Annotated in this window: 13 protein-coding genes; all 13 read right to left on the bottom strand. The window is 64.4% G+C overall.

Annotated features, from left to right (window positions below):
* Position 1 precedes the first annotated feature (1 nt).
* Entirely contained in the window at positions 2–580 is a 579-nt protein-coding gene (locus BMY53_RS14500; protein WP_092947202.1) for a pilus assembly PilX family protein, read from the bottom strand.
* A 65-nt stretch (positions 581–645) separates the two neighbouring features.
* Positions 646–1,875, bottom strand: coding sequence for a PilW family protein (locus BMY53_RS14495; RefSeq protein ID WP_092947201.1), 1,230 nt, complete (start codon positions 1,873–1,875; stop codon positions 646–648).
* A gap of 2 nt (positions 1,876–1,877) precedes the next feature.
* Positions 1,878–2,321 (bottom strand): type IV pilus modification PilV family protein, encoded by a 444-nt coding sequence (locus tag BMY53_RS14490; protein ID WP_092947200.1) that lies wholly within the window; start codon positions 2,319–2,321, stop codon positions 1,878–1,880.
* Positions 2,318–2,956 (bottom strand): prepilin-type N-terminal cleavage/methylation domain-containing protein, encoded by a 639-nt coding sequence (locus BMY53_RS14485; protein ID WP_177200887.1) that lies wholly within the window; start codon positions 2,954–2,956, stop codon positions 2,318–2,320. Before BMY53_RS14485 ends, BMY53_RS14490 begins: the two co-directional genes overlap by 4 nt.
* The gene (locus BMY53_RS14480; RefSeq protein ID WP_092947198.1) at positions 2,950–3,447 is read right to left on the bottom strand and encodes a type IV pilin protein; all 498 of its coding nucleotides are present in this window, start codon (positions 3,445–3,447) and stop codon (positions 2,950–2,952) included. The genes BMY53_RS14485 and BMY53_RS14480 overlap by 7 nt, the downstream gene beginning before the upstream one ends.
* 406 nt (positions 3,448–3,853) lie before the next feature.
* Positions 3,854–4,768 carry an aromatic amino acid DMT transporter YddG gene (gene yddG / locus BMY53_RS14475; RefSeq protein ID WP_092947197.1) on the bottom strand — a complete coding sequence of 305 codons (915 nt, stop codon included), beginning with the start codon at positions 4,766–4,768 and terminating at the stop codon, positions 3,854–3,856.
* A gap of 168 nt (positions 4,769–4,936) precedes the next feature.
* Entirely contained in the window at positions 4,937–6,226 is a 1,290-nt protein-coding gene (locus BMY53_RS14470) for a DUF4397 domain-containing protein (RefSeq protein WP_177200886.1), read from the bottom strand.
* A 159-nt stretch (positions 6,227–6,385) separates the two neighbouring features.
* Positions 6,386–7,615, bottom strand: a complete 1,230-nt coding sequence (locus BMY53_RS14465; protein WP_177200885.1) for a serine hydrolase — start codon at positions 7,613–7,615, stop codon at positions 6,386–6,388.
* Between the two features lie 490 nt (positions 7,616–8,105).
* Positions 8,106–8,609, bottom strand: coding sequence for a YciE/YciF ferroxidase family protein (locus tag BMY53_RS14460; RefSeq protein ID WP_092947194.1), 504 nt, complete (start codon positions 8,607–8,609; stop codon positions 8,106–8,108).
* A gap of 72 nt (positions 8,610–8,681) precedes the next feature.
* A complete protein-coding gene (locus BMY53_RS14455) occupies positions 8,682–9,800 on the bottom strand; it encodes an extracellular catalytic domain type 1 short-chain-length polyhydroxyalkanoate depolymerase (RefSeq protein WP_310732115.1) in 1,119 nt (372 codons plus the stop codon).
* 42 nt (positions 9,801–9,842) lie between these two features.
* Positions 9,843–12,302, bottom strand: a complete 2,460-nt coding sequence (locus tag BMY53_RS14450) for a catalase (protein WP_092947193.1) — start codon at positions 12,300–12,302, stop codon at positions 9,843–9,845.
* Positions 12,303–12,634: 332 nt separating this feature from the next.
* Entirely contained in the window at positions 12,635–13,138 is a 504-nt protein-coding gene (locus tag BMY53_RS14445) for a nuclear transport factor 2 family protein (RefSeq protein ID WP_143074085.1), read from the bottom strand.
* 89 nt (positions 13,139–13,227) lie between these two features.
* Positions 13,228–13,671 carry a GNAT family N-acetyltransferase gene (locus BMY53_RS14440; RefSeq protein WP_092947191.1) on the bottom strand — a complete coding sequence of 148 codons (444 nt, stop codon included), beginning with the start codon at positions 13,669–13,671 and terminating at the stop codon, positions 13,228–13,230.
* Positions 13,672–13,724 lie beyond the last annotated feature (53 nt).

Here is a 13,724-nt window from a genome sequence, read left to right as displayed (position 1 = left end):
CTCAATTGCTGAAGGTCGCCTGATAGAACGACTGCGCGTCGCGGGGACCATCAACGCGCACGGTGACCCGGTAGACCGGCTTGGATTCCTCCGTCAGCCCCCCGACCTTCTTGCCGCCCTGCGTGAGGGAGGAGGAGGTCAGGCAGGTATCGGAGGACATTTCGCCGGCGCTCTGGCACAGGCGGTCCACCACGTAATACAGCTTCAGGTTCAAGGGCACGGCGGCAGCCGCAGAGGTGCTGCTGGCGGTGGCCGTGCTGGTGCTCAGGTCGATGACGTTGCTGGCCACCCCATACCCCCCGACCGTCGAGGGCGCCGTGCCCAGCAAGGCGGTCGGGATGCTTTCCACCGAGGTCGGCAGCATGGCGGCGCTGTAGTTCAGGGCCGTCTGGCTGGCGGTGAGGTCGGCCGACGAGGTGTTGAGGGCGCTCATCGCGGCACGGATGGCACGCTCGGCCTGGTTGGCCATGTCGCGCTTGAAGCCCAGGTTGCCGGCATTGACGAGCGAGGCATTCATGGACCGCATGGCCGCGACGGCGCCAATCATCATGATCGCCAGCGTGATCAGCGCAATCACCATGATGACGCCACGTTCTCGATGGGGCGGGGAGGGTTGCATGGTCGCGGTAGGGAAAAGGGTGGGCATCAGAGCGGCGTGGTGCGGCCGCTATTGGCCAAGGCATTGCGGATGGGCACGGTGACCTCCACCACCGTGTGGCGGCGATAGCGGTCTGCCACGGTGTAGGTGGCCTGCAGATTGGTGGCGAGGCCGCTGAACAGGGTCAGCGAAGCCGGCGCGACGGTGGTCTTTTCGATGGTGTCCGAGCGCAGCACCAGATCGATCTTCACCGCCAGCACGCGCATGAGCAGGGCCTGCGACGTGGCGGCATTGAGGGTGCCGACGTTGTAGCTGGTGTCGTCCGGCGTCACCCAGGCGTCCACGATGCCGTCGGCGGTGGCACTGGTGTCCACGCCATAGCGCACCTTCATGTCCATCACCCCTTCGGCGACGGGAATGCCCTGGTCCAGGCTGGTGCCGGCGTTGCCGAAGCGAAGCAGGTCATATCGCACCAGCTGGTTGCTGGCATTCACGCCGAGCAGTAGGAACTTCGGCCGGTTGCCGTTGCTGGCATTGCCCATGCTCATGGCATGCGCATAGGCACCGGTGGAGCGGTCATTGAGCGCCTGACCGTTGATGACGGAGGCGTAGAAGGTGCCCGCCAGGTCGACTTGCTGGTTGTTGGCGGTGTAGGCCGAACTCACCTGCTCCAGCATGCAGGGGCGTGACGACTCGCTGACCAGCAGCAGGTCGTTGGCCAGCAAGCCAGTGGCGGCCGTGAGCCGCAGGGTGTTGGTCTGGACGCTGTTGACCCGGATCTGCGTGGCCACCTCGCCCACACCGGCCGTTCCGGACATGAGCTGGATCACGTCCGACTTCGCGGTATTCGGGCCCACGGCCGGGAAGACCATCAGCGGCACCATGCGCAGCGTGGTGGGCACGCTTGCGAAAGGCGCGGGGAAGGCTTGCAGTGACGGCAGGATCTGCGCGCCGTCACGCGAGGCGGTCAGCTCGCAGCCAAACACCTCGGCATAGGCGGTGCTGAACCCCGAGCCGGCGTTGCGCACCTGGCGGTCCAGGTCGTAGCTGAGGTAGGCGGCGGTGGACGACATGTCCGAGGAGGAGGCGCCTTCGCGCTTGGCCGTCTCGAACTTGCCCATGACCAGGCCCATTGCGACGATCATGCCCAGCGCAATGACGATGGAGACCATCAGTTCGATGAGCGAGAAACCACGCGCAGGGGTGGTGCGCGGGGTGAAGGGAAAGCGCCGCACCCGGGAGGGGCCGGCAGACATCAGGCGGCGGAGCAGCGTCATGATCAGTTGTTGAGGCGCACGTCGGTGAAGTACTGGCGTGAGGTCCGTTGGTTGGCGGGGGTCGGGCCCGGGGGTGTCCAGGTGATGGTGATGCGGGCGACATTGCCGGTCCCCACCGACACCGTGCCGGCGCCGTTGGCCAGGCCCATGCCGGTGGCGTCCGCCAGGCGGGTGTTCCAGGCGGTCAGCGTGGCGCTGGGCAAGGTCACCGTGCCCTGCAGCCACATCTCCGTGGCCAGCTCGTTGGCCAGGGACGCTGCGCGCTGGGCGTCATCGGTGGCCAGCGTGGCTTGTGAGGCGCGCGCCATCAGGGTCATCAGCCCAAGCAGGCCCAGGGTCATCACGAGGATGGCGCACAAGACCTCGATCAACGTCATGCCACGAGCGCGGTGCGGCTGCACGCCCCGCAGGGGAACGTGGACCAGGGGGCGGAGCAGGGTTTTCATGTCGTGGAGGCGAGGTTGGCGGTGGGGCAGCCGTCCGGCACCGCGTCGGACAGCGCCCGCGTGGATTCACAGGTCCGCACGGAACCACCCAGCGAGACCCAGACCTGCAGCTTCTTCAGGTCGGCCGTGCTGGTCGTGGAGCTGAAGGCATAGATGACCTGGGAGCCGTTGCCGATGGTGCAGGCCGCCCCCACGCCGGTGGTGCTGGCGTCCAGCGCCATGGGCCGGCCATGGCCACCAAAACACAGCGCCGTCGGGCCGGCGACCGCGATGGTGGGGGCGTTCTCGGTCAGGCTGCCGCAGTAGGTGGCGCTGGCCGCATCGGTGGAGACGCGGGGCAGCAGCTTGATCACCCAGCGGGTGCCGGTGGCCACGGCGGTCTCGCTACCGGTGCAGGTGGTGGCGCTGGTGCGGAAGAACACCACCTGGCGGAAGGTACGGACGGCCTCCGACTGCGCCTGCTTGACGGCCACCTGCAGGCTGGTGGCCGTGGTGCGCAGCTGCGCGTTGGCGGACCAGGCGCGCAGGCCCGGCATGGCCAGCGCCATGGACAACGCGATGATGGCCACCACGACCATCAGCTCGACCAGCGTCAGGCCGCGTGCGCGCTGGCTCCCGGGATGAATGCTCAGCATGCGTCGCCCTTGCGCGTGACCCATTTGGTGGAGCAACTGGTCCAGCCGGACTTGATCAGCGCGGCGGAGAAGATGGTGGCCTTGTTCTCCGCCTGGTCCACCGTATAGACGACGCTGGTCACCGGCGAGCTGGCAATGCCGGTAGCGGTGAGCGTGTAGGTGCTCGCGGCGGTCGTGCAGGTGATGTTGAACTTGCCCACCGTCGTGCCGGCAGCCGTGCACGGCGGCGACGCAGTGGTGCCAACCGCCTGGTAGGTGCGGAAGTCCTGGTAATAGCGCTCCATGTCGGCGCGCGTGTTGGTCAGGCCGGTAATGGCGTCGGTGATGGCGCCCCGGACGACATAGTCCTTGTACGCGGGCAACGCCACCGCGAGCAGCACGCCAATGATGGCGACCACCACCATCAACTCGATCAGCGTGAAACCATTTGTTTTGTTTCTGATCGGATAACTGGGATGGGTTTCAGGTACGTATTTCCGGCTGTGCTGCATGAATAACTCCGTTCACCAAAATTCTGGGGGGAGTATTCATGCGGTGTTGGCCGCTTATCGATGCCGGGGGCGAGTTGTGATATTCCGCACAGTATTCCAGCAGAGGCTGTTGGTAAATGCTGGCGACACATATTGTCCAGCGGATATGTATTTGCTGGCGGTCTAAGCAATGTGTGCTGTCTGAATATATCGAGCGTCGATGTTTCGGGCGTGTTGGAATTGTGTTGATCTCAACAATATATCGAATTGTTGAGCGGGATGAAGGGCACGTCCGGACTATGAAGAAGCTTCGCTCAGGTAATACGAGTGGTTAAATCCCTGTGATCTGGTTAGCCGGCACGATCACGTTTTGGCACCTTCTCAACCCCCGACAACATACCCCGTGGGGCGAATATCGGAGCGAACGTCAAAAGGTGTGCGAATCAGGCACCTGGGACGCCCGGTCCCGCGTGGCGAGCCAGCACAGTACAGAGCCACCGCACACCATGCACGCCCCCTGCCAGAAGCTCATCGAGAGCGGCGTTCGCAGCACGGCAGCCGCCAGCGCGGCCGACATGACGGGGATGAAGTAGGACGCGCCCGCGAGCACGGTCACGTTGCCGTGCAGGATGCCGACATTCCAGGCCGCATAACCAAAACCCATGGCGCCGGCAGCCAAGGCCAGCATCGCGATGGCCTGCGGACTGAGGTCCATGGGGGCGTGGTCGGTCCATGCGAATTTGATCCAGAGGCTGGCCGCCGTGAGCATGAAGAACAGCGTCACGCCGTTCTTTCCGTTGGCGATGCGCGCGGTCACGGTGCAATAGGCCGCCCAGATCAAGGCGCCGATGAAGGCCAGGCCGTAGCTCAATGGATTGCTCTGCACGTTGGCCAGCATCTGGGCCCCGTTCAGACCCTGGTCACCCCCCAGTACCCAGCACACGCCGAGGATGCCCAGCAGGAAGCCGGGCACGATCAGCACACTGGTGCGCTGCCGGTTGAACACGATGGCGGCTGTGAGGGTAAAGGTGGGCCACAGGTAGTTCACCATGCCCACTTCGATGGCCTGCCGCGCGCTGCTGGCGTAACCGAGCGATAGTGACAGGCAGAGCTCATATGCCACAAAAAGTGCCCCACCGATCCACAGATAGCGGCGCGGCAACTGCGAGACGCGGGTGGGGCCGATGGTCAGCACCAGCAGGGCCGAAGCCACGGTGTAGATCAGCGCAGCGCCACCGGTGGCGCCGAAGCTTTCGCTCACCCCACGGATCAGGCCAACGATCGAGCTCCACAGGGCGATGGCGGTCAGGCCGATGAGGGTGGCTCGCTGGGTTCGGGACATGGTGCGGGGGCAGACAGGATCGCACCGACTCGACGTGCTGCGGGTGGCTGCTGCTGGTGAACGAGGAGAACCCGCGATTATCGATGCCTGTCCTGGCCAGCGCTGAAGGGGCAGAGCTTCCCTCGGGCCCCTTCAGTCATCGGACGCCGGGTCCACCCCGGCCGCCGCTTACCGCTCCTTGACGAGCGAAGCGCCCACCGTGGTGGCGCTGGTTCCGTCACCCAGCAGGAAGACGGTATAGACGCCCTGTGCGGTGATGGTGGTGTCGGACTGGCTGAACAGCGGCGTCGAGGAGGACGACGAGTTCACCGTCACCAGCGAGTCCGTGGTGGCGGTCATCTGGACGGGCGTGGAGACACTGCCGGGCGTGACGCCAGTGGCCTTCACCGAGTAGTCCACATACAGGGTCATCGCCGATGTGTTGCCGGTCAGACCATTCAGAAGACGGATCTTTGCAGTCGTGGAGGTGGTGGGGAGCTTGTTGTCATCGCTGAGCAACGTGACCGTCGGCGACGCTGCATCGCCGTAGACCAGCAGCGTGTAGTCATTGCCCGCCACCAGGGTGGGCGCACTCACTGTGACCGATGTGCCGTTGACCGTCAGGGTGACGGCAGGTGTCCCGGCCGTGACCTTCACATAGCTGCCGATGGCCGGCGAGGAAGAGGCCGTCAGCAACGGCGTACCGCCGGCCGAGGCGCTGAGGCCGGCGCTGGTCAGGCCGGACACCAGGCGGACCCGGGCGTTGGTATTGGCGTAGTTCGTCAACGTGCCCTTCTGCACCAGCTGCATGCCGTTCACCAGCAGGCCGCCGTTGGAGCCGGTCAGGATGAGGGTGGACACGCCCTTGTCCGGCAGGGTGATCGAGGGGATTTCCAGCCGGACGTCGGAGGTGTCGCCAGCCGCCGTCACCACCAGCCGGAAGCTGCCCGACTTGATGGACAGGTAGCCGGAGCCCGAGCCGCTCGCCACGGTGCTGGCCAAGGTGGCGGCATTGTCCAGGCTCGTTTCCGTGGTGCCGGTTTCGTAGATGTCCAACGAGCCTGCATCGGGTGCCAGGTTCAGGATTTGCAGCTTGGTCTTGCCGCTGTCGGGCGTATCTTCGGCCTCAGTCACAAGCGTGGTCTTCACCGAGCCGCTCACGCCATAGGCGATCAAGGTGTATTTGCTGCTGGTGCTCAGCGTCGGTGTGCTGGAGACCAGCGTGGCACCGCTGGTGGAGTTCTGGACTTCCAGCAGCGAATCATCCGGGTCCACACCCTCGTAGTCACCCACCGTGGCGTAGGCCAGCCCACTGGTGACCACGGTCTCATCATCACCCACGGCCAGGTCCAGCGAGGTGCTGCCAATGCTGGCATTGAGCAGCCGAACCTTGGCCGTGTCATCACTCCCGCCACACCCCGTCACCAGCGCCACCGAGGCCGCCAGACTCAGGCCCAACGCCAAGCTCTTCAATCGCATGTTCCAACTCCATATAAGGACCTGGACATTGGATGAGGCCGGTGTTGCCGGGTTTCGTGCGGGGGATGGCGTGAATGTCCGTCCGGTGTCGGTTTGGAAACTTTGTGCGCGCATGCCGATCTCCCCAAGGCGGGGGCCGGAGGCGCGCTTCCACAGATATCAGGGCTCGCGCGACGCGCGTGTGTCCCGCCCGCCCTGCCTGACCGTCAGTGCCGGCGCCGGCCCCGTACCAGGATCGAAGATGATCTCCAGCGGTGTGACCTTGGCAAAGAATTCCCGCGGAGATTTCGGGAACAGCTCAAACGCTTGTTGACCCGTGGCCTGCGAGAACAAGCGGTTACCTTGCGCCATCATGCGAATCTTCATCGTTGGCGACAGCAGGTAGACACCTTCCAGCGGGGCGAGCTGTTCCGGCGTCAGCGTGACCACCGCTTGGCGGGTCAGCGCCATGTCCAATACTGGCGCCTTGGGTTCCACCAGATGCAGGGCGAGGTCGGCGATGGTGACAGGCGCGTTCGACAGCAGCGCCGCGGCGCTGCCCTTTGTTGGATCCAGCCACAGGTCGGCGATGAAGCCATAGGTCTCGCCGCCGTGGTGGAACGCCGGGCGCCCCGACAGGACGCCGAGTTGCCAGGCCAGACCCGTGCGGGCGCCCACCCCTTCACCCTCCGCATGCTCGCGCAGGCAGAGCTGGAAAGCGTCCTTCAGCGGATGGTCGAACTGGCCCAAGGCCGCCTGCGCGTAGCGCGCCAGCCCGCGCGTGCTGCCGACCAGCGCACCGGCGCCCGCCATGGCCGGACGGAAGTTCCAGTGGGACACCCGTTGCCCGGCCTTGTTGTGCCCATCCAGAAACCGGCGACCCGGTGGCGCGGTCAGGAAGATCTGATCCACCAGCCCCAGAGGTTTGAGCACCCGCGTGGTGAGCAGCGTCGGGTAGTCGGTCTTCTGCAGGAAACCGAGTGCCTGACCCAGCAGCCCGAAACCGAGGTTGGAGTAGCTGGACGCCAGGTCACGCGGTTTGACAGCCTTCCATTCCTTCAGGAAGGCGGCCATTTGCGGCCAGCCGTAGTGGGCGTAGGGGTCCTGCCCGTCAATGCCATCGTCGATATTGGACGGCATGCGCGGCAGCCCGGAGCGGTGCGTGGCCAGGTCGATCCAGCGCAGTGGCCGGTCCTGGCTGTCCCTGAGCTTGAGGCCATCAGGCAGCACGGCCTCGACGGGTGCGTCCAGCCTGGTCAGGCCACGCGTGACGGCATCGGCGAGCAACAGCGCGGTAAAGGTCTTGGTGATGGAGCCCAGCTCAAACAGCGTCTGGTCGTCAGGCAGCTTGCCTCGTGCGCTCGCGCTGCTGTAGGTGGCGGCGCCATCGCGAACTTGCATGGCTGCCATGGCGACCCCCTCATATTTGAGGCGGGTGGCGAGCAGCGGGCCGTCGGGGCCCGTTTGCTGCGGATCGGGAACGGCAGCAGTCGCTGACGCAGCGCTGGCGGCTGTACTCGCTGAAGGAGTGGCACCGGGCGGAGTGGCCGCATTAGCCGCATTGGCCGATGCTTGCGCAAACGCGCTCCATGGCGTCGACAGGCTGGCGGCCGCGAGCGCCGCCGAAACGCGCAAGCCTGCGCGCCGGGTGAGATCAGTCATCTGAAGAGCTCCCTGCAGGCCCATCTTCGATTGCTGCGTATCAGCATTTACAGTGGGCGCCTTGTCGGCGGAGTGTACGACTCGGTGCTCTGCAGGCGTTTCAGCGGACTTACAGCTGGTCTTGGGAACCTCTGCATAACTCCCGCGAGGGGTTTTATGCAGAGGTTCCCTTGAGTCCCCTCAGGGGCGAGAGGCGGAGCTGCGCAGGTGGATCATCCCGGCAGTCCGTCCAACAAAGCTACTCGGCGGCGGCGTCCTGATTGACGGCAGCCACGGCCAGCTCGGTCATCAACTCGTCGGCATCGTACAAATCATCGACGGCCTCTTCAAGCTGCCGGCCATCGTCGTCAAGCCCGAGGGCCTTGGCAAACGCCGCAACTGTGCCGAAGCCTGTGATCCCGTAATGGGTCATGCGCTGGTATTGCGCAATGATCTGCGCGTCCAACACCGGGCCCTGCTCGGGCGGTTCTTCAATGACATGCTTCAGGGCCTCGCTCACCAGCCCCTCCATGCCCTTGCAGTGCTCCTTGGACACTTCCTCGTCCTGGTTGGCGATCAGCGCTTTCAACAGGGCGGTGTGGTCCGCAATGCCGGCCTGGGCTTCCTGCAGCAATTGTGTGAGCTTGGCGTTGGTGGCCTGTGGGCTGATCTTCTTGAGTGCCCTGGCCATCTGGTCATTGGCGGACCAGAGGTCCTTCAGTTCACTGATATAGAGGTCGGAAAGGTTTGAGATTTTGGCCATGATGGCGCTCCGGAAATGGGGTGCGAAAGGACGCGAACGAGCAGGAGGAGAGACGACGGCCATTAGCCGACGCTACGCTCCGCCAGCACTCGGATGCGCGGAGAAGAAGCAAATCATCTGGCTGGCCGCGTCGGGGCCTTGCCAGTCGGCATGAGAACCACGCTGGTCGCCGCCGGACCAGGCATGACCGGCGCCTTCGATGAGCCACAGCTCGGCGAGCGATCGTCCATCCGGTGCCGCGCAGATCTTGCGCGTGTAGGCCCGACCACCTTCGCGGCCGTGTTCAACACGCTGCGTGCATTCGAGGCCTGCCGTCGCATCGGCAAACACCTGCTCGCCGTTGACTGGGTGGACCGTCATGTCACGGGTCCCATGGAAGACGATGGTGGGCACCGGTCGCCGTGGGGTCCTCGAGGCTTGTCCCAACGGTGACATCGTCTCGCCGGACCTCATCATCGCAAGCGCCTCGGATGCATTCGCGACAACGCCAGCCGGAAGCCCGGAATGAACGCCAACGGATGCAAACAGCTCGGGATAGGTCTGCCCCAGCACGGCAGCCATCGCCCCGCCGGCAGACAGGCCCGCCACGTGGACACGCCGCGCGTCGACCTGGTGGGTGGCCATGACGTGCTGTGTCAGCGCGCTCAGCAGGGCCGGCTCACCGCGCCCGCGCTCCTGGTGGCTGGTCTTGAACCAGTTCCAGCAGCCGTGGGGATTGGACTTCGTGGACTGCTCCGGGTAGAGCACCAGCCAGCCATTGCGCTTCGCCACTTCGTTCATGCGGGTGCCGGCGGCGAAGTCGTCAGGATCCTGCGTGCAGCCATGAAGCATCAGCAGCAAGGGCCGAGCCACCGACGGATCACCTGGCGGGATGTAGAGCTTGTAGTCGATCGATACCCGGCCACGCGCATAAGTGGCGTCAAGGAATCGTTCTTCCTCCAGCACCACGTCTTGAACGTCCGCAACCTCCGCCTCAGCAGGCCACGGGCGCAAGCCGTGGGCTACACCGATCTCCGCCACGTGGTCCTCGACCACCCGGGCTTCAACATCAATGACATCGCTCTGGGCAGCATCCGGGGCCGGCGCTCCAGACAGCGCGCTTTGAATGGAGGCGGTGGCCCCGAGCAGATCGCCACCGCGCGTCTGCTGGGCAGCCCGCGACATCAATCGTTGAAAGTCAGGATTCATCATGGTGCTTCCGTGGGCTGGATTCGGTGAGGGCCGGGCTGGCGATCAGACCTTCGGCGGGTCGGTTTCCCGCTCGAAGTGCCGGTGGGACGCCAAGCCTTGAATGAGGGCTTGCGCACCCGTGGCGGCAGAATCCGCAGTGATGAGCCCAGGCGCTTGCGTGTCGGGCTCCAGGGCCGGGCCCAAACCTGCGGCCCGCAGCAGCGAGATACCCGTTCCCAGGGCCAGGATGGGCTTGCAGTGCCTGAACTGGTCGCGAATGAATTCGTAGACGTGGGCATCGCGGGCGAGTGCGTGGATCGCGTCCTCGCCGTCGGGCACCACCAGCGCGTCGAACAGGAAACCGGGTTCGTTCTCCAGCGACACATCCGCCTCCAGCGTCACACCGTCAGCGGTCTGCACCGGACCGATGCGAGGCGCTGCAAAACGCGGGACAGCGCCTTGTGCGAACAAGGCGGCGTGCACGTCCGTCACACTCTGACCATTCACACCATCAGCGATGAGGATGACCACCTTGCGGCCCGCAATCGAACCGTCTCCCGGACGGGCGAACAGCGACAGCGCGGGGGACACATGGACCTCCGGTTCCGGCGCCTGGTCAATCGCCAGGGGCATGGCCGGCGGCAGGGGCATGTTGAGCCCATCCGCAATCTTGGCCGCCAATTCCTCCGAGGCGTTTCGCAGCGACGCCAGCATGCGCTCGCGAATGGCCGGTACCGTCACCTTGCTCAGTTCGAAACGGAAGGCGGCCGCGATGTGGGCCTGTTCCGGTGGCGACTGGCTGTCAAAGAACAAGCGGGCCTGGTTGTAATGCTCGGCAAACAGCTCAGGCTTGGCGCGTACCTTGGCCTGCTCGTCCGAACCCAGCTGCCGCGCCGCGACCGACTTGAAGCCTTGTGCGGCCCCGGCCTGGAACGGACATCCGCCCGCCAGGGAGTTGGGCTCATAGGAGACGCGTCCACGCGGAATGGCCTGGCGATGGGCACCGTCGCGCTGGTTGTTGTGCACCTGGGCCACGGGCGCGTTGATCGGGATCTCGTGGAAGTTCGGGCCACCAAGCCGGGTGATCTGAGTATCCACGTAGGAGTGGATGCGGCCCGCCAGCAAGGGGTCATTGCTGAAGTCGATACCGGGAATGACGTGGGCCGTGCAGAAGGCCACCTGTTCCGTCTCGGCAAAGAAATTGTCGGGGTTGCGGTCCAGCACCATTCGGCCGACCGGTCGCACCGGGATCAGTTCCTCGGGAATGAGCTTGGTCGCGTCCAGGATGTCGAAGCTGAACTTGTCCGCCTGCTCCTCGGTGAAGACCTGCACACCGAGCTCATAGGTCGGATACGCGCCGGATTCGATGCGCTCCCAGAGATCGCGGCGGTGGTAATCCGGATCGGCGCCGGAGATCTTCACGGCCTCATCCCAGACCAGCGAATGGGTGCCGGCCTTGGGCGTCCAGTGGAACTTCACGAACACGCTCTCATCGGCGTCGTTCACTAACCGGAAGGTGTGGACGCCGAAGCCTTGCATGGTGGCATACGAGCGCGGGATGCCCCGGTCGCTCATCACCCACATCAGCATGTGGGTGGATTCCGGCATCAGGGAGACGAAGTCCCAGAACGTATCGTGCGCGCTGGCCGCCTGCGGCATCTGATGATGCGGCTCGGGCTTCACGGCGTGGACCAGGTCCGGGAACTTCATCGCGTCCTGGATGAAGAACACCGGGATGTTGTTGCCGACCAAGTCCCAGTTGCCTTCGTCGGTATAGAACTTGACGGCAAACCCACGCACATCGCGCGCGGTGTCCTTGCTACCGCGTTCCCCCTGCACGGTGGAGAAGCGCACAAACACGGGTGTCCGCTTGCCGGCTTCACTGAAGGGTGCGGCCTTGGTGAGATCGGTCAGGGCGTCGTAGCACTCGAAGTAGCCGTGAGCCGCCGAGCCGCGCGCATGCACGATGCGCTCAGGAATGCGTTCATGGTCGAAGTGGGTGATCTTCTCGCGGAGGATGAAGTCCTCCAGTAGCACGGGACCACGCGGTCCGGCCTTCAGCGAGTTCTGGTTGTCGGCGATGCGAACGCCCTGATTGGTCGTCAGCGCCTGGCCGGACGAATCGACACGGACGCGATCCAGCGACGCAATGGTGGCGTTGCGGCCTTCGGGAGCCTGCGTGCCGACTTTGTCGTTGGTTTGAGTCTCAGACAGCGTACTCCCCAGCGGGAGCCGAGAGGGCGCGGCGGCCGTTGCGCCAGGCTCCGGCGACAGGCCATTCTCGAAGCCGTGCTCACCTGCCTTGTTGGCATTGAACGGAAATGCCGCCGCAAGTTCACCGGTTTCGATGGACTTCTTCAATGCGATGTCACCGCCATCGTCCGGCGGTGGCGAGGAAGGACCGCTATCGGTATTCCGAGCAGCGGCCTTTGGGCCGCTACCGGTCGGTGGATTGCTGGCAGCCGTTCCCTTGCGGGATGGGGGCGCGGGTTGGCTGAGCGATTTGGGCTTGTGGGTTCTCATGGTGTAGCTCTCTGCAAGAATGAGGCCGATGCCGCCGCAGCCACCACGACATGTGGGTCCTGCTTGGCGTCATATTGATTCGGTGGCTAATCCCTGACAGCTACAGCAATCGAGATCCCTGGCGGAATCGGTAATCCACACCGGTATTGAGGAATCGCAGGAAGAACTTTCCGATGAGGCGATTCAACGGCACTTAACCGCACTTCAACGCACGACCACCCACCGGTGAGAGTGATCAGCACCGGTTCTTCCAGATGGGCGGAGGCGGCGGAGTTCTCGCCCCGGCTTGGGGTATGACCTCCTGCTGCGCAGGCCTGATCGGCCGGTTGGGATCAGGGCAGCTTTCCGAGATTGAGAAGCCAGAGTTGCCAATGACCGTCCGTTTTTTTCAAGGTCGTACTGATGATCATCTCTGACGCATTGCCATCGCGACTGACCTTGGTCTTCTCCGCCGCAACCGCGACGTTGCAATCCAGCGCTACAAGCCCATGGCCCCCGACCAGGTTGAACTGATAACCTGCCGCCATCACCTTCGTGGCCAAGAAGTCATGAATCTGACCCGGTGTGCCAACAGCGTTGGCCAATGGCTCGGCGCCGTTCACATCCGGGCCGACCAGAACGGCCCTCTGATCCAGCAGCGCCATGGTGGCATCGAGATTGCCCTGGTTGAGCGCTGTCCACAACTGACGACGGATATTCGCTACCTGCTTCACGTCATCCGAGCTCTGGACACAGGCAGCGTCATGCGGCACTGCCGCCATGGGCGGACTGGGCGGTGCGGCGCACCCGGCAAGCGCAACGCCTGCTGCCAAAGCAATGAGTGGATGGGGATGCAAGATGTTTCTCCGATTCGTTGAAGGTTCATGACCTCGAACAACAATGCCGTTGACCAGCCCGGGGCCGCCGCCGGGCTGATTGCCTACGTTCAGGGGGCGCGGCGCCGCATCTCAGCGGCATAGTCCACGAAACCTAATGACTGATACAACGGCCGACCGTCGGTCGTTGCACCCAGGTTGAATTCGCGGACGCCGAGCGCTTCGCAGCGCGACATGAGATCGCTCAACAAAGAGCGGGCGATGCCCTTGCGGCGAAATGGCTCCTCGGTAAAGACATTCACGACCCGTCCCATCTGGCCCGACGGATTGGATCGGGTAGGTCCCCAGTCCAGGAGCACGATGCCGGCTCCAGCAATGACGACATCCTCCACCACCGCGAACAGACCAAGATAGCGCCCAGCCTCAAGGCGCGGCTGTACCCAAGTGGCGTAGTCGGAACAGCGATGTCTGTCCTCAGGCCGGTAACAGCCGTGGGCAGCCACAAGGGCGGCATCGGCGGGGCGCGCAGGGCGTTCTGACCAAAAATCAGTCATGGATCAAAGCGTTGTCTGTAGGTGATTGTCGATCCGACAAGGAGAATGGCATC

The organism is Roseateles sp. YR242, from assembly GCF_900109745.1.
GTDB lineage: Bacteria > Pseudomonadota > Gammaproteobacteria > Burkholderiales > Burkholderiaceae_C > Roseateles.
This window is presented reverse-complemented; position numbering and strand designations above follow the sequence as displayed.